The sequence below is a fragment of the Flavobacterium denitrificans DSM 15936 genome (assembly GCF_000425445.1).
Lineage (GTDB): Bacteria > Bacteroidota > Bacteroidia > Flavobacteriales > Flavobacteriaceae > Flavobacterium > Flavobacterium denitrificans.
This window is the reverse complement of sequence record NZ_AUDL01000008.1, coordinates 18,690-38,927: the sequence shown is the minus strand read 5'-3', so window position 1 is coordinate 38,927 and position 20,238 is coordinate 18,690. Positions and strand designations below refer to the sequence as shown.

The following is a 20,238-nucleotide window of genomic DNA, read 5'->3' as shown; positions in this document are numbered from 1 at the left end:
AAAGCTACATTTTATAATATTTGAAAGGAACAAACAACATTCCGAAACATTCTCCTTTTTCTTTGTTTAAATGCTTGTGATGTATTTTATGGGCTTTTCTAAGTCCGATGAGGTATTTGTTTGTAGTGTTTTTGAACCATTTAAAACGCTGATGAATCAAAACATCATGAATTAAAAAATAACACGCTCCATAGAGGGTAATGCCACACGCTACAAAAAATAAATAATTGAAGCCACCCTGAACGCCAAAATAAAATAATACGATACTCGGAATTGCAAAAATGACAAAGAAAATATCATTTCGCTCAAAAGTATGTTCGTATTTTGGCTGATGATGATCGGCGTGAAAATACCACATAAAGCCGTGCATTACATATTTGTGCGTAAGCCACGTAACACATTCCATGAACAGAAAAACGCTTATAAAGATTAAAAAAGAAATCATTTTTAAAATGTTGTTAATAAAGTTATGACTTTAATTTGTTTGAGTTTGACTTTAAGTTATAAAAGATTAACTCTAATGATTATTTTTTGTTTGTTTTTGAAATTCCCTCAATCTTGTCATTTCTTCTTCGTCAGAAATGACAAACTATTGGCTAAATCTCTATACCAGCTTCAATTTGTACGTCACAAAAGACTGTGCCAAAAGCCCGGCTTTTGTATAATTAGAAACCCGGATTCTCGAATTTCCAATTTTGTGATACGGCGTATTTTTTAGTTTTTTGAGTAACTTCTTGTAATAAACATAAGCTGTGTAAACGCCGAATTTTGCTTCAATTGGCAATTTTACAATTCCGTGATAAGCGACTTTGAAATCTTCTTCAATTTCTTTGATGATTTGCGCTTTTGAGTCTTCAGTGAAATTGTTGAGGTTGATTCCAGGAAAATAAGTTCGGTTTAAAATCAAATTGTCATCTCTTAAATCTCTCAGGAAATTCACCTTTTGAAAAGCCGAACCTAAACGCATCGCTTCCTGTTTTAGTTGTTCGTATTTGTGCTCTTTTCCAGCAACAAAAACTTTTAAGCACATTAATCCAACAACGTCTGCCGAGCCGTAAATATAATCTGCGTATTCGGTCTGCGTATAATAGGTTGATTTTATAAGATCGAGTTTCATGCTTTTTAAAAATGCCTGAACCAAATCATCAGTAATATTATATTCTTTAACTGTATGCTGAAATGAATTCAAAATGGGATTGAGGCTGATTCCTAATTCCATTGCTTTATAATATTCTTTTTCGAAATCATCGATTAAATATTCTTTTTCATAATCATGAAAAGAATCTACGATTTCATCGGCAAAGCGAACAAAACCATAAATGCTGTAAATAGCATCACGAATACTTGGCGACAGCATTTTTACTGCCAATGAAAAAGAGGAACTGTAATTTTGCGTAACGAGTTTACTACATTTGAAAGAGACGGCGTCGAATAGTGATTTCATTTTTTAAGATCTAAAAGATTTTTGAATTAACTCAGCAACCAATTTTCCTGAAATTAAGGCAGGCGGAACTCCTGGGCCAGGAACAGTCAATTGTCCTGTAAAATATAAATTACGTATTTTTTTGCTTTTCAGTTTTGGCCTTAAAAAAGCAGTTTGCAATAAAGTATTGGCCATTCCGTAAGCGTTTCCTTTGTAAGCATTATAGTCTGTAACAAAATCATTTTTGCAGAATGACTTTTTAAATATAATGTTGTTTTTGATGTTTTGTTGTGTAACTTGTTCAAAACGAGATATTATCTTGTCAAAATATTTTTCTCGAATTGCTTCGGTATCTTCAATCCCCGGCGCAAGCGGAATTAAAAAAAACGCAGATTCCATTCCGTCTGGTGCCGCCGTCAAATCTGTTTTAGATGGGAAATTGGCATAAAACAAGGGTGAATCAGGCCATTTTGGATCATCATAAATATCTTTTGCATGCTGATTGAAATCAGTATCGAAAAATAAGGCATGATGCGAAATATTTTCTATTTTTTTGTCGAAACCAATAAAGAATAGGAGTGAAGACGGAGCAAAAACTCGGCTTTGCCAATATTCTTCAGAATAGGCGCGATGTTCTTTTTCGAGCAAAGTTTCAGTGTGCTGATAATCGGCGCCACTTAAAATTATATCCGCTTTTATGATTTCTCCGTTGATTTTAACTCCAGTTGCGGTTTTGTTTTCAACGATAATTTTTTCAACAGGTGAATTGGTTTTAATCGTAACGCCAAGTTCCAAGGCTAGTTTTTCAAGACCCAAAATAACGTCAAACATTCCCGTTTTTGGATGCCAGGTTCCTAAACCAAAATCGGCGTAATTCATGAAATTATAAAACGAAGGCGTTTTGCTGGGTTTTGCTCCGAGGAATAAAACCGGAAATTCCAGAATTTGAATTAATCTTTCATCTTTAAATTTCTTTCGAATATCCTGACTTACATTGCTTAAAAACTGATTGAGTTTTAAAGCCGTTTTTGGTGTAATTAATTCTAAAGGAGAAACTCCGGGACGATAAACCAAATCTTTGATGGCAATATCATAATTGCTTTTTGCTTTATCAATAAAGTTTTGAAGTTCCTTTGCGCTTCCTTTTTCAATTGTTTCAAAAGAAGTTTTGATTTCTTCTAAATTATCACAAATTGTGACAAAATCATTTACTCCAAAATAAACCTGATAAGCCGGATTTAATTTTATCAGTTCATAATAATCGGAAGTCTTTTTATTGAAGTCATGAAAAAAACGATCAAAAACATCAGGCATCCAATACCAGCTTGGCCCCATGTCAAAAGTAAAGCCATCTTTTTTGAATTGTCGGGCACGGCCTCCTATTGTTGGGTTTTTTTCATAAATAGTGACCTTGTTTCCTTGTTTTGCCAAGTAACAAGAGGCGGCCAACGATGAAAAGCCAGATCCCAGTATGATGATAGTTTTTGTCATTTGTTTAACAAATATACAAAAACTTTAAACAAAACTATTGAATTTCTTCTATAGTTTCTTCCATTGAATCAAAAATACGAATTCGTTCATGCAGGTTAGATTGGTCAATATGCTCGACCATACTACCCATAAGCCAGATTTCATTGTTTTTTAGCAACAGTTTCTGTCCCATTGATTTAACATATTGATTAATAACCGTTCGGTCAGGTTGCACGGTCATAAAAGAAACGAAAGTAATGTTCTCAAAATGACGTGTAAGATCCTGAAGGTTTTCAATTGGCATACTTTCGCCCAAATAAATGGTTTTGTATCCTCTTGATAAAATTTCGTATTGCAGATATAGTAAACCAATTTGATGAATTTCATTCAATGGCAAAGAGAGAACAAAAATTCGGTCGGTTTTTGTAGGTTTTAATATTTGAAGACTTTCAGTATAAATTAAAATCTTTTGCTTGATCAAATGACTCATGAAATGCTCATTTGCAGGCGTAATGGTTTCAGATTGCCATAACAACCCTAGTTCTTTCAACAATGGAAGGAAATGCTCTTTAAAAACTTCTTTAAAACTTTTTTCAGAAATAAGCCAGTCAAAAGTATTGAAGAACAATTCTTGGTCGAAATTCATCATAGCCATTTTGAATGATGTGATCGCATAGTTTTGTGAATTTTTTTTTGAAATAATTTCACGTACTAGTTGCGGGATTTTGTCCTCAGGATAAGTAGCAATTTTAGATATTTTATACCCATATTCATGCAGTAAAGTAATATTTAAAAGCTTCTGCAAATTTTGCAAATTGTATAGCCTGATATTGGTATCAGTTCGCATTGGTTCAAGAATATTATATCTTTTTTCCCAAATACGAATAGTATGCGCTTTAATTCCAGATAAGTTTTCAAGATCTTTTATGCTGAAAACTGTTTTTATATTGTTTACCATTTTGAATTGTTGAATAAACAAAAATAAAATAAAATCTGAAAAAACCTTTAAAACTTTATCAAAATGATCGATATTTAAGAGTTTGTAGTAACATACTGATTTAATTGGGTTAAAAGAGGTTTTTTTTCTGTACGATTTTACTTTTTTAACAGATAATTCGCAACTATTTAGAGTCAATCTAAGATGATTTTTTGTGTATTCTATAAAATAAAAATCAGCCTGTAGATAAAATTCTACAGGCTGATTTTTATTTTATGCTTCGATTATTTACAAAAAGTAGCTTTGTTTTTTATGGCACTTTGACTGCCTAGTTCAATTGCTTTTGAAAAATCTTTGCAAGAATTTTTCTTGTCGCCAATTTTATTATAAGCCAAACCTCTTAAATTGTATGCAATATAATCTTTTGGGTTTAAGCCAAGGGACGAAGTACAATCGGCAATTGCTTCATTGTAGTTCATTAATTTGTAGTTCACATTTGCTCTTCCTGTATAGGCGTACACATTCATGTCGTCCAATTCGATTGTTTTGTTAAAATCTGCCAATGCACCTTTTAAATCATTAATTTTTACTTTGGCTACACCTCGGTTTTGGTAAGCTTCAACAAATTTAGAATTCATGCTGATGGCTTTGTTGTAATCAGCGATGGCGCCTTTTGCATTGCCAGCTTCCGCTTTTTTCATGGCTTTGTCAAAATAAGCCGTTGCAGATTGCGCCCATGATACGCAGTTAATCATCATAAAGGATGCTAATAGTAGGTTTTTCATAAACTAATTTGGGATTAGTGATTAATTATTTCCAAACGAATTTAAGAAAGTTTTATTTTGTAGGAGAAATTCTTTTGTAAAATAAATGTAAAACCCCTTGTGTGTAATTAATTCAAACACATAGAAACATAGATTTAGGATGCTTAAAAAGGCGTTTCACTTGTTTAAAACAAGCATAGTAGGCTATGTGTTAGAAACTGGTTTCTTTTTAAATTCTTTTCTACAAATAAAATCTATGTTTCTATGTGTTGAATAAAAAATATATAACCAATGGGGTTGTTTTATGATTAAATTTTCAAACAGCCCCTAAATCCTCTTGCAGCATAATAGGATTCGGCACCATTATGATAAAGAAAGACTCTTCCATATCGGTAATCGCAAAAAACGGCACCGCCCAGTTTGCGCACATTTTCGGGAGTTGCAACCCAGCTAGATGTTTTGGTGTCAAAATTTCCAAGTTCTTGCAATTGTTTGTATTGCTCTTCAGTTAAAAGCTCGATTCCCATTTCTTCGGCCATGTCAACGGCGCTGTTTTTTGGTTTGTGTTCTTTTCTTGAATCCAAAGCTTTTCTGTCGTAGCAAAGACTTCTTCTTGATTTCGGACTTTCGGCAACACAATCAAAGAAAATATATTCGTCTGAATTATTATCGTAACCCACTACATCTGGTTCGCCTTCGGTTTTTTCCATTTGCAAAAGCGACCAAAGTTTTTCGGGATTAGCCATAAGTTTTGCTTCTACTTTTGACCATTCGATAGCTAAATGTCGATTCTTGTTTTTTTCAAAACGAGTTTTCAAAATGCTGATAAGCTGTTCCTGTTCTTCTTGCGAAATCTTATTTTTCATAATGTTGTTTTTTGATTTTTATTCTTGTCTGCGAACCATTTCGTTGATCCAAATTGGAGCAAAAGGAGATGTACAGCCTTTTGAAGTTGGATAATCTCTGTAAATGCCCAATTTTTCTCCAATTGCTAAAGCGCGAGTTCGATATTCAGGAAATTTAATCCCGATTTGTGCCAAAGTGCTGTTCATTGTCCACTGGACTTCTGGAGCGGCGGTTGGCATTTCGTTTTCGATTCGGTCAAGCAAAGCAGGCAAATCTAGAATATCAGGGTTTCTTGCCACGCAACCGCTGGTTAAGCTCCATGCTGCGCGTGCGTGCATAACGTCATCGGTATGCATCCAAGCTTGTCGTAAAGTTTCACGATCTGAATATTCTTTTATAATATAAGAATAAAACCAATCGGCGATATGAACGAATTTCTCTGAAGAAACCATTTTGGCAATTTGTTCATTCGAAAGCTTTTTTGGGTCAATAATTAGGATAGCTAAAAAGCGAGCATCAGCATTTTCAGTATCCCAAAGTTCAAGTGCCAATTCATGATTGGTTTTGATTTTTTTTGCCAATGTTCGAATATCGACCATTTTAACGCCAAATTGATTTTCGCTGGCGCCACGTTTTTTATTTTGAGCAAATACTTTTGGATCACCAAGAGCTTTGAGTTTTTCTAAAATTTCTTTTGCTGTCATCTTAATTTGGGTTTTAATGAAAAGGAAAATTAGTCATTTAAGCCTTTTCCGTCAAGAATATTCTGGCTGTGTTTTTCAACACGCGCTTCACGTGTTTTGGCCTGTTTTGGTTGCGAAAAATGAAGTAAATATGCTCTTTGTCGGCCAGGAGTTAAGGCTTCAAAAGCTTGTTTTAATTCTGGATTTTCGTCCAATTTCTTTTGAAATTCTTCTGAAACAGGAAAATCCGAAGTCTTTTTCAAGATCACTTTTAAACCTGCTTTTTCAATTTCAATTGCTTCATAAATATGAGCTTTCAAAATAGGCTTCAAATCGATAATCTCCTGCAGATTTGTAAAACGTATGTGACGAGCCGCTTGCACATTTTCAGACTGCTGAATCAAAATTCCGTCAGTGTCATCCAGCAAAGCGCCTTTGAAGAATAAAAAAGCACAATAATCCTTAAAAGCATGAATTAAAACAACATTATTGTTTTGATACATATAACAAGGATTTCCCCATTTTAATTCTTCAGTAAGTTCACATTCAAGAGCAATGGTTCGCATTTGTTCCAGTTCTTCCTGCCATTTTGTTGCTTTGTCAAAGAAAAAATCAACTTTCGGATTCATTATTTACAAGTTTAAGCGTTAATGAGTTTTCGTTCTGCTGGTCTGAAATACCAGGAAATTATAGTTAGGATTAATAGCAAGGTTGGTCCAAAAAAATCTTTTGCACGGTCATTCGCTGCAAAATGTGAAAATATCGCGCCTGACATTGCAAAGAAAAATCCGGCATAAGCCCATTCTTTCAGCAACGGAAATTTTGGAGCTAGAACCGTTATTACACCTAATAATTTCCAGACGCCTAATAAAATTAGTAAATAAAATGGATAACCCAAATGTGACATTCTATCTGTTTCGTCTTTTGACTGAAGCAATTGTACAATTCCTGTCGCGGTCATTCCTAGTGCCAACCAAAGTGTAGCAACCCAATAGATAATTTTGTTTCTTTTTGTCATGATGTCTTTATTTTAGTTTGTTGCAAATTTCTTCTAATCGATTGTGCGCCATGTTAAGTCCTTGTTTAAACGGCAGTTGAAGCATTTGATCTCGCAAATCTGTTGATTTGTAAACGATTTGCATGGTGAGCTTGCTTTTTGAATCGGTTATTTTTTCAAATTCCAAAAATTCCAACTGAACGGCAAAAGGGGAGTTTTCCATTTCAAATGTGCGGGTTATTTTTTCATTTGGAATAAATTCATGAATAACGCCATTCATCTGAACAACGACATTTCCTTTTGCATCGCTGGTTTCAAATTGATAACCGCCATGTTTTTTGCTTTCAAGTTTTAAAACCTTTGTTCCCATCCATTGCGCTACAATTTCTGGCTCAACGTAGGCTTTAAAAAGCAATTCTACTGGCAAATCAAAGTCGCGAGTAATGACAAGTTCTTGCTTGTCTTCCTGCGCGTTTATTTTTGTTTTTAATTCCATATCAGTTAGTTTTCCGGTTTGTAATTTTTCATGATTTCTTCGAGTTTATTGAATCTCTCGTCCCACATTTGGCGGAATGGTTCTATGAATTCGTCTATTTCCTTCATCTTTTTTGCATTAATTGTATAATGAACTTCGCGTCCGTTTTGTGTTTGCTGTAATAATTCACACTCCGTCAGGATTTTTAAATGTTTAGAAACTGTCGGTCGTGCCGTGTCGAAATTTGATGCAATTGCACCTGCGGTCATGGAATGTGAAGTCACCAAAAGTAATATAGCTCTTCTTGTAGGATCGGCTATTGCCTGAAATACATCTCTTCTTAAATTCATAATATGAAGTTATTTGGCTACAAATTTATATGAAGTTATTTGGCTACACAAATTTTTTAACAGATATTTTTTTTAATTGCTTGAAATTGTGTAGATAAGTTAAAGTTGAAGGTGTTTTTGTAAATAAATTAAAAGCTGAAAAAAAACTATATTAGAAGAAAAATAATTGGTTTTGTTTTACTTAGAGGTTTTAATTTTCAATTGATGTGAAATCGCAGATTTGAAAAAAAATGTATAGGAGTGTTACATTAATTCCGTTTTGATTACTAATAAAGGTGGAGCGCATTTGCTTAAGTAATTAATTTCTAAATAAAATTTAGATATGAAAAAAATCCTAGTTTTGTTTTTATTGAATGTTTCAGCTGGAATTTTTGCACAAGCAGCAAAAAATTCGGAATTGTTTTTAGCGCTAAAGAAGCACGACAGTATTTTCTTTGAAAAGAGTTTTAATCAATGTGACATTGCTTTTTTGGAAAAAGCAATTCATCCTGATTTGGTTTTTTATCATGATCAGGGAGGGATTCAGAATAAAAAGATCTTTTTGGAAAATGTAAAAAAGAATATTTGCGGAAAAGGTTCTCAGAAGCCAATAAGAAAAGTGAAACCTGAAAGTTTAGAAGTATATCCGCTTTATAGTGATGGAAAACTTTATGGAGTTGTTCAAACCGGAATTCACGATTTTTATTTAAGAGAAGCAAATAAGCCAGATGTTTTTACAAGCGAAGCGAAGTTCACTCATGTTTATCTTTTAATCAATGATCAATGGGTTTTGAAGGAAGTTTTGAGTTTTGATCATAAGAGTTGATGTGAAAATATTATAGAAAATATCTTTTTTGAGATATTCAAAGAATTTATTTTAGTCAGAAAATACAAAATGCTATGAACAAGTTTTTATTCGTTTTTTTATTGGTTATCAGTTTACAGAGCTGTGAAGATTCTTATAAAACAGAAGAACTAAAAGCTATTGAAGATATTAGCAATGACTTTTTAATAAAAAAGGATTTGGATGTATTGTTGAACGTGCCTGATTCAATTGATCATATTAAAGTCTATAAGCCAAATGTAGATTCACTGGATATAAAAGTTTATCTCTCTGATGCTCTTGTTCCCATTGCTCAGGAAAAAGAAGATAATTTGTGGATGTTTAAAAATAATAACTTCTCTAAATCGGATTCAATAGTGTTTTACGGTATTGTAAATTCAAGTCGTTTTAAGGGACTTAGATATAGAGAGTTTGATAAGAAAAAAATCAAGCTTAAAAAGCCTTATAGTCAATCTGAAATTTCAGAAGTGAAGATTGTTGCAGATCAAGAATATAAAATTCTTAAGTTTTCACGTGTTTGTTTTGATACTGATAAACAAAACGGGATAGTTGTTGTTGAATTGCTGACTGGTTTAGAATATGGAACACAGAGCGGTTTCAATGGTTCTATTCTAATTAAAAAAAAGAATAATAAATGGGTTTGTATATTGCCTGAATAAAAATAATAACAAAACTATTTGATACCGATGTTTATAAAAAAAGTACGTTCAGATGGTCAGGAGGAGATCTACGATTTTTTTTATGAATGTGTAAAAGGAAAAAAGGTCAAGTAAAATTAATTACCTGACCTTTGTGACCCGACTGGGGCTCGAACCCAGGACCCCATCATTAAAAGTGATGTGCTCTACCGACTGAGCTATCGAGTCATTGTTTTTGTCTAATGAGGGTGCAAATATAAGCACTTTATTTAGGTTTTGAAGCCTTTTTTTAAAGCTTTTTTTTAATTTATTGTAAATATCTATTTTACAGTAAAATAGGGTTTGTGCTTTTTTTTAGACTTGGCTATAATAGGTATTCGGGATGTTTTGTGCCAAAACGCCTGGTTTGTATAGTCAATAGAGAATGAGTGTATGTGCTTCTTATTCTATAGTTGATAGCTTTTCAGTTTTATTATTCCAAATAATTATATTTTGCTCCAAACTTGATGTAATAATTTTGTTTCCTTGCTTATTCCAAGAAACACCCCACAGATAATCTGTAGATTTGCCTTCTGAAATAAGCTTGCCTTTAGTGTTCCAGATTCTTAAAGCGTCGCTTGCTGTTGCCAATCTGTTTCCTTTTGGATTCCAAGTTAAATTTCGGTACTCTCCTTTGCTAATATCAATTGATCGTAAAAGTTTTCCCTGTTCATTCCAGTATTGAAGTAATGATTTGTCATGTTTATCACCATAGTCGCCTGTAACAAAAAAAGTGCCTGATTTGTGCCAGGCTACACTTAATAACATTACTTCTTCCGATCTATGTTTAATTGATTTCAATAAATTTCCATCTATATCAAATAATCTTATTTTGTCTGAAACAGTTGCTAGAATGTTTTTTTTAGGATGCCAATTAACCGCAGTTACGCTTTTACTGTTTTCATTCTTAAAATGCCTTATTAAATTGCCTTTTGTGTCGTAGATTAATATTTGTCCGTCATTGTCGCCAACAGCTAAATATTTACCCGTATAGTTCCAATCTATTCCTCTTGCTCCATCGGGTGAAATTTCTTTTAATTCAATTTTTTCATTGGTATCCAAATTGATAATAGAGGATTTGTCTTTTGATAGTTGTGTTGCAACTGCAATACTATTTTTTGATGCATGCCATTTTATGCGAGTTACTGTGCTTTTAATTGGAAATGATTTGTGTAGTTTTAAATTCGTTTCGTTATAAATTTTCAAAGTGTCCAAGTTTCCGCCTACAGCGAAGAATTTTCCATCAGAACTCCAGTCAGTAGTCCATAGGATTTTTTTGCTAATTGTATCTTGCGCGAAGAAATAATTGCTGAAGAATGTTGTTAAAATTATACAGAGTAACCGATTTTTGATTTTCATGTGTTCTGATTTAGTTTTCCGTAAACCTACTTTCATTTTGTAGAAACCCCACAATTTAGATTGTAAAAGAATTGTAAAAAAGTGTAAAATGTATTTTTGATGGTTTAAAAAGAAACGTTGAGGCCATAAAAAAAGCCTGAGAATATAAATTCTCAGGCTTTTAAATTTTATAGTGACCATGGAGGGATTTGAACCCTCACGCCCTTGCGAGCACCACCCCCTCAAGATGGCGAGTCTACCGTTTCTCCACATGGCCAAAAATGAAAAAAGGTCGAGTAAAATAAATTACCCGACCTTTTGTGACCCGACTGGGGCTCGAACCCAGGACCCCATCATTAAAAGTGATGTGCTCTACCGACTGAGCTCTTATCATTGCTTTCAAGAAACTTATTTTGTTAATCACAAATTTTGTGACCCGACTGGGGCTCGAACCCAGGACCCCATCATTAAAAGTGATGTGCTCTACCGACTGAGCTATCGAGTCATATTCGTTTCTTGAATGCGGGTGCAAATATAAGGAGTTATTTTCGAAGTTTCCAAGCATTTTTATTATAAATTTGTCTTTTTTTACAAAAAGTTCCCAATGTCTTAGTTTATAAGGTTTTATTAATATGAAAAAAATAGTGTTATTAGGTTACATGGGTTGCGGAAAGTCAACAATTGCCCAAAACTTGTCAAAAATTACAAATATTCCGTTTCTGGATTTAGATACTTGCATTGAAAAAAGAGCAAATTTGTCCATAAATGAAATTTTTTCTAAACATGGAGAGGTCTATTTTCGAAAATTAGAACACGAAATGTTTGTCGAATTATTAAAATCTTCAGAAAATTATATTATTGGTCTTGGTGGAGGAACTCCATGTTATGCCAATAATCATTTACTGCTTCAAAACGACGATATCGTTTCTGTATATTTAAAGGCTTCAATTGATACCTTATATAATAGATTGGTTCACAACAAGAGCAAGCGCCCACTTATTGCAGATATGAATGAAGAAGAAATGAAAGAGTTTATCGCAAAACATTTATTCGACAGAAGTTTTTATTACAACCACGCCCAGTATAAAGTGTCGGTTGATGATAAATCAGTCGAAGAAACTGTTGAGGATATTTTGAAAATCTTAGCTTAAAAAGGCATAATTGTCGCCGTTCTCGTCAAAAACTACCTGAACGTGCTCTAATAATGAAGTTGATAAAGAAATTCCTTTAAAGTCGGCTTTTACTGGATATTTCTTATGGTTTCTGTCAACAAGTACTGCTGTTTTGAATTTCTTAAGCGGAACGTCTAAGAAATGACGAACAGCATATATTAATGTAGTGCCTGAATTTAAGACATCGTCAACTAAAACCAATCCTTTGTTTTGGTATTCTTCTTTCGTCAAAGAAGTTTGGATTGGCAATTGCGGATTTTGTTTGTCCACTTTAACTTCACAAGTCGAAACTTTTAAAGTTGAAATACTACTTAACGCCAAAGCAATTTTTTGGGCAAAAACAGATCCATTGGAAGCGATTCCGGCAATCACAACTTCTTCTTCGTCAACAAATGTCTCGTAAATTTGATAAGCAATACGTTTGATTTTGTGTTCGATTTCCTGATTCGTTAAGATGATGTTTTTGCTCATGATTATATTTTTTGCTAAGGTACAAATTTATAAAATTTAAAATCTCAAATATTGAAATTCCAATTTCAGAGTTGGAATTTAAATTTCATTTTCTTCATCTTCGTCGAAAATTTCATTTCCGTAGTCGTCAATATCTCTTCGGTCTTTTTTGGTAGGTCTTCCTGTACCGCTTTTTCTGTAATGTTCTTTTGATAGTTTTAATAATTCTAAGTGAGCATAAGCTTCTGGCGGAGTTTCATTTTTTCGGTATATGTCCACAAGTTTTGCGCCCACACGACTTTCGGGAATGTCGAGTACGGTAATAATTTGTGTTATCTGATCTTTTCTAAAGGTAATTTTGTCTGTGGGGAAAACTTCTTTAGAAGGTTTTGCAATCTGCCCATTTACAGTAATATGGTTTTTTTTGCAGGCTTCCGTAACCATGTTTCTGGTCTTGTAATAACGCACGCACCATAGGTATTTGTCTATTCTCATAATTTTTCTAAAATCGAAGTTAAATTCTTTACAAAAATAAATCAATATTGTATCTTGCGCACCTAAAAAATTAACAATAATGAATAAATTTAAATTTTATTTTATTTTATTACTAGCTGGTATTGCTATGGTTTCTTGCAACAAGAGCGATGATGAGGAGACTACAGTTGTTGTAAGGGATTACAAAGAGCAATACAAAGCAGATAAGGATTCTATTGAAAATTATTTAAAAAAGAATTATATTAAGGAAGTTACTGCAAATTATGATATCGTAATCGAGAAAATCCCTGCTGGTGGTACTCAGACTTCAATTTGGGATCAAAAAGACTATCCTTTAGAATCTCGAGAGGTTTATAATCGCGATGTTAATTATACGGTTTATTATTTAACATTAAGAAAAGGAACAGGTGAGGCTCCATGTAATACCGATCGTATTTATGCTTCTTATACGGGTAATTTGCTGAATGGGACTGTGTTTGATACTTCATATGGATATGGTACTTCGTTTGAACTTTTTGTGTATTCAGATAACCCGGTTATTGATGGATGGAGTGAAATTTTTCCTAAGTTTAGAACAGGAACATCTACTACTTCTGCCGATGGCGTAATAACATATGATAATTATGGTGCTGGTGTAATGTTCCTGCCTTCTGGGTTGGCTTATTATTCTAATCCCAAAGAGAAAATTCCTTCATATTCTTGTTTGGTATTTAGCTTTAAATTGTTTGGCTTGTTGCGATTGGATCACGATATTAAAATAAATGGTACTGCTGTAACTTCGGATCCTGACGGTATTCCTGATTATTTTGAAGATGTTAATAAAGAAGGTAATAATAATGGTATTGGCTATGTTTATGATTTAAGAGACAAAGTGCGTTATCCGAATCCTCCGGCGTGGATGATTGATGATACAGATGGTGACGGCATAGCAGACTTTTTAGATGTTGATGATGATGGTGACGGTTATACTACTCGTTTTGAAACTACTAAGCCTACAGATGCGCCAATAACGGGAATAAGCAAGTATTATCCTTTTGATCCAATTCTAGATAATCCTAGCACGCCAAATGTGGATGAAAGTGAAATTTGGGGTATTCCAGCTTTTGGAGGCGATTATACTTCGCCAGGAAGATTAAGGATACATGTTGATAAAAATCATCATTCGGTTAAATAAGCTGTTGTTATAGATATAAAAAAAACCTCGAAATGTGAATTTCGAGGTTTTTTTATAAAGTAAGAAAACTAAAAATTATTTTCTTTTGATCACTCTTTCTACAGCTTCAACAATTGCTTGATTGTTTAGTTTGTATTTTTCCATTAATTGCTCAGGAGTTCCAGATTCTCCAAAACTGTCTTTTACAGCTACAAATTCTTGCGGCGTTGGATTGTTTAAAGCTAATACGCCAGAAACGCTTTCTCCAAGACCTCCAAGGTAATTGTGCTCTTCTGCAGTAACTACACATTTAGTTTTAGCAACAGATTTTAGAATAGCTTCTTCATCAAGTGGCTTAATCGTGTGGATGTTGATTACTTCAGCAGAAATTCCTTTTTCTTCCAATTTTTCAGCAGCGATAAGCGCTTCCCAAACCAAGTGTCCTGTTGCGATGATCGTTACATCAGTTCCTTCGTTTAATGTGATTGCTTTTCCAATTACGAATGGTTCGTCAGCAGGAGTGAAGTTTGGCACAACTGGACGTCCGAAACGTAAATATGCTGGGCCGTGGTGGTCTGCTAATGCTAAAGTCGCGGCTTTAGTTTGATTGTAATCGCAAGTGTTGATTACAGTCATTCCAGGCAACATTTTCATTAAACCGATATCTTCTAAGATTTGGTGGGTTGCTCCGTCTTCTCCTAAAGTCAAGCCAGCGTGAGAAGCACAGATTTTTACATTTTTATCTGAATAAGCAACAGATTGACGAATTTGATCGTAAACTCTTCCTGTAGAGAAGTTAGCGAAAGTTCCTGTAAAAGGAATTTTACCTCCAATTGTTAAACCTGCCGCAATTCCGATCATGTTAGCTTCAGCAATTCCGATTTGGAAAAAACGCTCTGGGTGATTTTTTTTGAAATCATCAAATTTTAATGATCCGATCAAATCAGCGCATAATGCCACAACGTTTTCGTTTTTTTGACCTAGTTCAGTCATTCCCGCTCCAAAACCTGAACGAGTATCTTTACTTCCTGTATTTTCGTATTTTTTCATTTTTTATCTTTTGAGATGCTAAGTTTCTGAGTGACTAAGTTTCTAAGCTGAAAACTCAATACTGAGACTGAGCGCTTTTTAATAGTCAACTTGATCTTTAGAATAATTTTGAGCTAATGCCGCTGCCAACTGATCATTGTTTGGTGCTTTTCCGTGCCAAGCGTGCGTATGCATCATGAAGTCAACTCCGTGCCCCATTTCTGTGTGCAATAAAATACAAACTGGTTTTCCTTTTCCTGTTCTTGATTTAGCATCAGTTAATCCAGCAATGATTGCTTCGATGTTGTTTCCTTCTTTGATTTCTAAAACGTCCCAGTCAAAAGCTTCGAATTTTGCACGAAGGCTTCCCATTGCAAGAACTTCGTCAGTTGTTCCGTCAATTTGTTTTCCGTTAACGTCAACTGTTGCGATTAAGTTGTCTACTTTTTTAGCAGATGCGTACATAATTGCTTCCCAGTTTTGACCTTCCTGTAATTCTCCGTCTCCGTGAAGAGTGAAAACTAAATGTTTGTCTCCGTTTAATTTTTTAGCTTGAGCAGCACCAAGAGCAACAGATAAACCTTGTCCTAATGATCCAGAAGCCATACGAACTCCAGGCAAACCTTCGTGAGTTGTTGGGTGTCCTTGTAAACGTGAATTCAATAATCTGAAAGTAGCAAGCTCTGAAACTGGAAAGTAACCGCTTCTTGCTAAAACGCTATAAAATACTGGTGAAATATGACCATTTGAAAGGAAAAAGATATCTTCTCCAATTCCGTCCATATCAAAACCTTCTTTGCGGTCCATGATATTTTGATATAGTGTTACCAAAAATTCAGTACAACCTAATGAACCACCTGGGTGTCCAGAGTTTACAGCATGTACCATTCTAAGAATGTCTCTTCTTACTTGGATCGTTAAATCGCTTAATTGTTGTGTGTTAGGCTTCATTTTCTATGTAAAATTTAAACTGGAGCAAAAGTAGTCGTTATTTTGCGGGGAGACAAATCATTTTCTGCTTTAGTTTAACATAATTGTGAAATTTTGGCTCTTTTTTATTAATCTTAAAAAAAAGGATGAATTGGTTTAAATTCTTTAAATTATGTCTCGGATGAGGTATGTTGAATGCGATTTCAAAATGCAAAAAAGCTTTTGCTGCCTGCCAATAAAAATTTTGCCACAGATTAACAGATTAAAAAGATTAGAAAATCAATATTAATAGCTGTAATCTCTGGTAAAAAAAAAGTTTTGAGAATGGATTTAATTTGTGTCGCTTTCGCTGTAATAATTGTTTTCTTCATCTTCTGATCCAATTTCTTCTTGCTCATCGTCTAATTCGGCACCAGGAACATCCAAATCGTTGCCAATTTTATCGCTGTTTTGTTTCCATTCGTGATTGTCATTGTTAAGTATTCTTTTTCCAGAAATATCTTGAGGGTCAATATCTTCTAATCTTTCTTCTTGGTTGTAAATGTCTTCATTTGCTGGATATTCCATGTTTTCAAGATTTTTTTCAATTTGATCGTCCTTGATATCATCTAATTTATCTTCTGAGTTTATCATGATTTCTAAAATTTTAGTTGAATATTAAAATTACGAAACAAATGAATGAGTTTGTTACATTTTGCTAATGGGATTGCTGCAGTTTTTACATTCCGATTTTATCAATGGACTTTCTCCAAGAACCGTTTGCGTTAGGGATAGAAGCGGCATCCTTTTGTGACAACTGTCATGTCTTAATTAACAACAATATTTTCTGGAGCAAAAGATATAGCGGATAGCCCGACCGAAGGGAACGCCCAAAATAATTTTAGTTTCACGTTTAAAGTTTTCTTTGCTTAAAGTTTTTATAAAACATCAGTTTTTAAGTTGATGAGAACAATTATCTAATTGACAAATTTTCTAATTACCTAATTAATTAGTTTTCCCTGAAATTAGCTTATCTTTGCGCTCTGAAAAAAGAAACAGATGAAGTTTGATTTATTACAAAAAGATCCGCAGTCTAAAGCAAGAGCGGGAAGTATTACTACTGATCACGGCGTAATTGAAACGCCTATTTTTATGCCGGTTGGAACGGTGGCTTCTGTAAAAGGGGTGCATCAGCGTGAATTGAAAGAAGAAATTAATCCAGATATTATTCTAGGAAACACCTATCATTTATATTTGCGTCCGCAGACAGAAATTCTTGAAAAAGCGGGTGGATTGCATAAATTCATGAATTGGGATCGTAATATTTTGACGGATTCTGGTGGATATCAAGTGTATTCTCTTTCTTCAAACAGAAAAATTAAAGAAGAAGGCGTGAAGTTCAAATCGCATATTGACGGTTCTTACCACTTTTTTACCCCAGAAAATGTAATGGAAATTCAGCGTACCATTGGAGCCGATATTATTATGGCTTTTGATGAATGTACGCCATATCCTTGTGATTACAGATATGCACAGCGCTCGATGCACATGACGCATCGTTGGCTGGATCGTTGTATTAATCATTTGGAAAAAGTTCCTTATAAATATGGTTACGAACAAACGTTTTTCCCAATTGTTCAAGGAAGTACATATAAAGATTTACGTCGTCAATCGGCAGAATATATTGCAAATGCTGGTCAGCAAGGAAATGCAATTGGAGGACTTTCTGTTGGTGAACCAGCGGAAGAAATGTATGCAATGACTGAGGTGGTTTGCGAAATTCTTCCAGAAGATAAGCCTCGTTATTTGATGGGTGTTGGAACGCCAATAAATATTCTTGAAAATATTGCGTTAGGAATTGATATGTTCGATTGTGTTATGCCAACGCGTAATGCAAGAAACGGAATGTTGTTTACGGCAAACGGAACAATCAATATCAAAAACAAAAAATGGGAAGCTGATTTTTCTCCAATTGATGAAATGGGGCATACTTTTGTAGATACTGAATATTCAAAAGCATATTTACGTCACTTGTTTGCAGCAAACGAATATTTAGGAAAACAAATCGCTACGATTCATAATCTTGGTTTCTATATGTGGTTGGTTCGTGAGGCGAGAAAACATATCTTAGCCGGAGATTTTAGACCATGGAAAGAAATGATGGTTAAAAATATGAGCCAAAGACTTTAATTAAAAAGTTTCAGGTTTAAAGTTTCAGGTTTCACGTTCTCAGCAGAACTTGAAACCTGAAACTTTAAACAAAACAAACAAAAAATATATGCTGACGATAATAGATAAGTATATTTTAAAAAGATATTTAGCCACTTTTTCGGTGATGATCTTGTTGTTTATTCCTATTGGGATTGTAATTGACGTTTCTGAAAAGGTGAATAAAATGTTGGAGAACAAGATTCCGTTTATGGATATTGCGCTCTATTATTACAACTTTACTATTTATTTTGCGAATTCTCTTTTCCCGATATTTTTGTTTTTGTCGGTAATCTGGTTTACTTCAAAACTAGCAAACAATACAGAGATTATTGCGATTTTGAGTTCGGGAATTTCTTTTACGCGATTTTTGAGACCTTATATTATTGGAGCTTCTATCGTTTCGGTTTTTGTGCTTTTAATGGGATTTTTTATTGTTCCCGCAGCCAGTGAAGGATTTAATAATTTTAGATATACCTATTTAAAAGGAAACGGAAAGGAATTAATGCGTGGCGAAAATACAAATGTATATCGCCAACTTAATGATCACGATTTTATTTTTGTAAACAGCTTTAACGAAGAGTCTAAAACGGCATTCAATTTTACGCTGGAACATTTTGAGAAAGAAAAAATGACCTATAAAATTTCGGCAAGCCGAATTAAATGGGATCCAAAAAAGAAAACTTACGTTTTATATGATTACACCAAAAGAACGGTTGGGGAATTAAATGATATAATCGAAAAGAGTCCTGAAAAAGAGGTGAAGTTCAAATTTGAATTGGCCGATTTGACTCCGGTAGTTTATATCGCCGAAACACTTTCTCTTGGAAAATTGATTGATTTTATTGAAAAAGAAAGAAAAAGAGGTTCTGGAAATATCAATACTTATTTAGTTGTGCTTTATAAAAAATATAGTGTTCCGGTTTCTGCCTTTATTTTAACCATCATTGCCGTTGCGGTTTCGTCTATGAAACGTCGCGGAGGAATGGGAACCAATTTAGCTATCGGAATTGCAATTGCCTTTTCATTTGTATTCTTTGATAAAATATTTGGAACCCTTGCCGAAAAATCTACATTCTCACCTTTATTAGCTGTTTGGTTCCCAAATATTGTTTTTGGAATCTTAGCAGTTTACCTATTACGTAATGCGAAACGATAATTTAAAAAGTTATTTAAACCTTCATCTAATTGTTTTTATCTGGGGTTTTACAGCCATTTTGGGCGCCTTGATTACAATTGATGCAGAAAATTTGGTTTGGTACAGAATGCTTCTTGCGATGATTTTTCTTGGAGCGTTTATTGCCTATAAAAAACAATCTTTTCAGGTTCCGATAAAAGAGCTTTTCAAATTAGTTTTTGTTGGACTGCTAATTGCCTTGCATTGGATATTCTTTTTTAAAGCCATCCATGTTTCGAATGTTTCGATTACACTTTCGATATTTTCTTTGGGTGCTTTTTTTGCTTCATTACTCGAGCCACTTTTCTTCGGAAGAAAAATATTGTTTTATGAGGTTTTCTTCGGATTGGTTATTATCGCCGGTCTTGCTTTGATATTGCAGGTCGAAATTAAATATCTTACAGGTGTTTATTATGCTTTGGCTGCGATAATTCTGGGCGTTGTATTTACTTTATTGAACGGAAAATTAATTTCGGATCATGAACCTTCAGTAATTACATTTTATGAATTTGGTGCAGGAGTTTTCTTTATTACTTTATATTTTTTAGTCCAGGGAAAATTTACTGCTGAATTTTTCACAATATCATTAAACAACTGGATGTGGCTTTTTATTTTGGCATCAGTTTGTACCGCTTATGCTTTTACGGCATCGGTAAAAGTAATGCAGCGTCTGACTCCTTATACAGTAATGTTAACGACTAATTTAGAGCCAGTTTACGGAATTATGTTGGCTTATTTTATCTTGGGAGGAAAAGAAAAAATGAGCACCGAATTTTATATAGGAGCCGTAATAATTATCATTACAGTTATCTTAAATGGTGTTTTTAAACATTATAAAAACAAGAAAGAAGTGTAATAGTTT

24 protein-coding genes and 4 tRNA genes are annotated in these 20,238 nt (G+C 33.9%); 7 read left to right on the top strand and 21 right to left on the bottom strand.

Annotated elements, in window-relative coordinates:
* Window positions 1-4: 4 nt before the first annotated feature.
* The 11 genes from H600_RS0103775 to H600_RS0103725 all read right to left on the bottom strand — a co-directional run bounded on the left by H600_RS0103775 (window position 5) and on the right by H600_RS0103725 (window position 7,945).
* Entirely contained in the window at window positions 5-445 is a 441-nt protein-coding gene (locus H600_RS0103775) for a sterol desaturase family protein (protein ID WP_026727542.1), read from the bottom strand.
* A 159-nt stretch (window positions 446-604) separates the two neighbouring features.
* The gene (locus H600_RS0103770) at window positions 605-1,444 is read right to left on the bottom strand and encodes a phytoene/squalene synthase family protein (RefSeq protein ID WP_026727541.1); all 840 of its coding nucleotides are present in this window, start codon (window positions 1,442-1,444) and stop codon (window positions 605-607) included.
* A gap of 3 nt (window positions 1,445-1,447) precedes the next feature.
* Window positions 1,448-2,914: a phytoene desaturase family protein gene (locus tag H600_RS0103765; protein WP_026727540.1), complete on the bottom strand. Its 1,467-nt coding sequence runs from the start codon at window positions 2,912-2,914 to the stop codon at window positions 1,448-1,450.
* Window positions 2,915-2,948: 34 nt separating this feature from the next.
* Window positions 2,949-3,851, bottom strand: coding sequence for a MerR family transcriptional regulator (locus tag H600_RS0103760; protein ID WP_026727539.1), 903 nt, complete (start codon window positions 3,849-3,851; stop codon window positions 2,949-2,951).
* 263 nt (window positions 3,852-4,114) lie between these two features.
* Window positions 4,115-4,615, bottom strand: a complete 501-nt coding sequence (locus tag H600_RS0103755; protein ID WP_026727538.1) for a tetratricopeptide repeat protein — start codon at window positions 4,613-4,615, stop codon at window positions 4,115-4,117.
* Window positions 4,616-4,902: 287 nt separating this feature from the next.
* Window positions 4,903-5,460 (bottom strand): DUF4256 domain-containing protein, encoded by a 558-nt coding sequence (locus H600_RS0103750; protein ID WP_026727537.1) that lies wholly within the window; start codon window positions 5,458-5,460, stop codon window positions 4,903-4,905.
* Window positions 5,461-5,478: 18 nt separating this feature from the next.
* Window positions 5,479-6,144: a DNA alkylation repair protein gene (locus H600_RS0103745; RefSeq protein ID WP_026727536.1), complete on the bottom strand. Its 666-nt coding sequence runs from the start codon at window positions 6,142-6,144 to the stop codon at window positions 5,479-5,481.
* 29 nt (window positions 6,145-6,173) lie between these two features.
* Window positions 6,174-6,752 carry a YdeI/OmpD-associated family protein gene (locus tag H600_RS0103740; protein ID WP_026727535.1) on the bottom strand — a complete coding sequence of 193 codons (579 nt, stop codon included), beginning with the start codon at window positions 6,750-6,752 and terminating at the stop codon, window positions 6,174-6,176.
* 11 nt (window positions 6,753-6,763) lie between these two features.
* Window positions 6,764-7,141, bottom strand: a complete 378-nt coding sequence (locus H600_RS0103735; protein ID WP_026727534.1) for a DoxX family protein — start codon at window positions 7,139-7,141, stop codon at window positions 6,764-6,766.
* A gap of 7 nt (window positions 7,142-7,148) precedes the next feature.
* Entirely contained in the window at window positions 7,149-7,616 is a 468-nt protein-coding gene (locus H600_RS0103730) for an SRPBCC domain-containing protein (RefSeq protein ID WP_026727533.1), read from the bottom strand.
* Window positions 7,617-7,621: 5 nt separating this feature from the next.
* Complete coding sequence (locus tag H600_RS0103725) at window positions 7,622-7,945, bottom strand: ArsR/SmtB family transcription factor (RefSeq protein ID WP_026727532.1); 324 nt, start codon at window positions 7,943-7,945, stop codon at window positions 7,622-7,624.
* Window positions 7,946-8,267: 322 nt separating this feature from the next.
* On the opposite strand from H600_RS0103725, the gene H600_RS0103720 reads away from it, so the two are divergent.
* Both H600_RS0103720 and H600_RS0103715 read left to right on the top strand, forming a co-directional pair.
* Window positions 8,268-8,750, top strand: coding sequence for a nuclear transport factor 2 family protein (locus tag H600_RS0103720; RefSeq protein ID WP_026727531.1), 483 nt, complete (start codon window positions 8,268-8,270; stop codon window positions 8,748-8,750).
* Between the two features lie 74 nt (window positions 8,751-8,824).
* Window positions 8,825-9,427 carry a hypothetical protein gene (locus H600_RS0103715; protein WP_026727530.1) on the top strand — a complete coding sequence of 201 codons (603 nt, stop codon included), beginning with the start codon at window positions 8,825-8,827 and terminating at the stop codon, window positions 9,425-9,427.
* Between the two features lie 134 nt (window positions 9,428-9,561).
* On the opposite strand, the gene H600_RS0103710 is transcribed toward H600_RS0103715, so the two are convergent.
* The 5 genes from H600_RS0103710 to H600_RS0103690 all read right to left on the bottom strand — a co-directional run bounded on the left by H600_RS0103710 (window position 9,562) and on the right by H600_RS0103690 (window position 11,288).
* Window positions 9,562-9,634: transfer RNA gene (locus H600_RS0103710), tRNA-Lys, on the bottom strand.
* A 213-nt stretch (window positions 9,635-9,847) separates the two neighbouring features.
* Window positions 9,848-10,804 carry a WD40 repeat domain-containing protein gene (locus H600_RS0103705; RefSeq protein WP_167330292.1) on the bottom strand — a complete coding sequence of 319 codons (957 nt, stop codon included), beginning with the start codon at window positions 10,802-10,804 and terminating at the stop codon, window positions 9,848-9,850.
* Between the two features lie 173 nt (window positions 10,805-10,977).
* Window positions 10,978-11,060 (bottom strand) — tRNA-Leu (locus H600_RS0103700).
* 47 nt (window positions 11,061-11,107) lie between these two features.
* Window positions 11,108-11,171 (bottom strand) — tRNA-Lys (locus H600_RS0103695).
* 44 nt (window positions 11,172-11,215) lie between these two features.
* Window positions 11,216-11,288 (bottom strand) — tRNA-Lys (locus tag H600_RS0103690).
* Window positions 11,289-11,415: 127 nt separating this feature from the next.
* Between H600_RS0103690 and H600_RS0103685 the strand changes: the two genes are divergently transcribed.
* Window positions 11,416-11,934, top strand: a complete 519-nt coding sequence (locus H600_RS0103685) for a shikimate kinase (RefSeq protein WP_026727528.1) — start codon at window positions 11,416-11,418, stop codon at window positions 11,932-11,934.
* Here the strand turns inward: H600_RS0103685 and H600_RS0103680 are convergent.
* Window positions 11,926-12,426 carry a phosphoribosyltransferase family protein gene (locus H600_RS0103680; RefSeq protein WP_026727527.1) on the bottom strand — a complete coding sequence of 167 codons (501 nt, stop codon included), beginning with the start codon at window positions 12,424-12,426 and terminating at the stop codon, window positions 11,926-11,928. The genes H600_RS0103685 and H600_RS0103680 overlap by 9 nt on opposite strands.
* A 78-nt stretch (window positions 12,427-12,504) precedes the next feature.
* Window positions 12,505-12,900 (bottom strand): RNA-binding S4 domain-containing protein, encoded by a 396-nt coding sequence (locus H600_RS0103675; RefSeq protein ID WP_026727526.1) that lies wholly within the window; start codon window positions 12,898-12,900, stop codon window positions 12,505-12,507.
* 79 nt (window positions 12,901-12,979) lie between these two features.
* Between H600_RS0103675 and bamM the strand changes: the two genes are divergently transcribed.
* The gene (gene bamM, locus H600_RS0103670; RefSeq protein ID WP_026727525.1) at window positions 12,980-14,074 is read left to right on the top strand and encodes a BamM family beta-barrel-assembly machinery protein; all 1,095 of its coding nucleotides are present in this window, start codon (window positions 12,980-12,982) and stop codon (window positions 14,072-14,074) included.
* Between the two features lie 75 nt (window positions 14,075-14,149).
* Here the strand turns inward: bamM and H600_RS0103665 are convergent, their stop codons facing one another.
* The 3 genes from H600_RS0103665 to H600_RS0103655 all read right to left on the bottom strand — a co-directional run bounded on the left by H600_RS0103665 (window position 14,150) and on the right by H600_RS0103655 (window position 16,645).
* Window positions 14,150-15,103, bottom strand: coding sequence for a transketolase family protein (locus H600_RS0103665; RefSeq protein ID WP_026727524.1), 954 nt, complete (start codon window positions 15,101-15,103; stop codon window positions 14,150-14,152).
* Between the two features lie 78 nt (window positions 15,104-15,181).
* On the bottom strand, window positions 15,182-16,033 hold the full coding sequence (locus tag H600_RS0103660; RefSeq protein WP_026727523.1) for a transketolase: 852 nt from the start codon (window positions 16,031-16,033) through the stop codon (window positions 15,182-15,184).
* Window positions 16,034-16,342: 309 nt separating this feature from the next.
* Window positions 16,343-16,645 carry a hypothetical protein gene (locus tag H600_RS0103655; protein WP_026727522.1) on the bottom strand — a complete coding sequence of 101 codons (303 nt, stop codon included), beginning with the start codon at window positions 16,643-16,645 and terminating at the stop codon, window positions 16,343-16,345.
* A 405-nt stretch (window positions 16,646-17,050) separates the two neighbouring features.
* On the opposite strand from H600_RS0103655, the gene tgt reads away from it, so the two are divergent.
* The 3 genes from tgt to H600_RS0103640 all read left to right on the top strand — a co-directional run bounded on the left by tgt (window position 17,051) and on the right by H600_RS0103640 (window position 20,232).
* Entirely contained in the window at window positions 17,051-18,181 is a 1,131-nt protein-coding gene (gene tgt / locus H600_RS0103650) for a tRNA guanosine(34) transglycosylase Tgt (RefSeq protein WP_026727521.1), read from the top strand.
* 88 nt (window positions 18,182-18,269) lie between these two features.
* Window positions 18,270-19,358, top strand: coding sequence for an LptF/LptG family permease (locus H600_RS0103645; RefSeq protein ID WP_026727520.1), 1,089 nt, complete (start codon window positions 18,270-18,272; stop codon window positions 19,356-19,358).
* Entirely contained in the window at window positions 19,345-20,232 is an 888-nt protein-coding gene (locus H600_RS0103640) for a DMT family transporter (protein ID WP_026727519.1), read from the top strand. Before H600_RS0103645 ends, H600_RS0103640 begins: the two co-directional genes overlap by 14 nt.
* The last annotated feature ends 6 nt before the right edge of the window (window positions 20,233-20,238 follow it).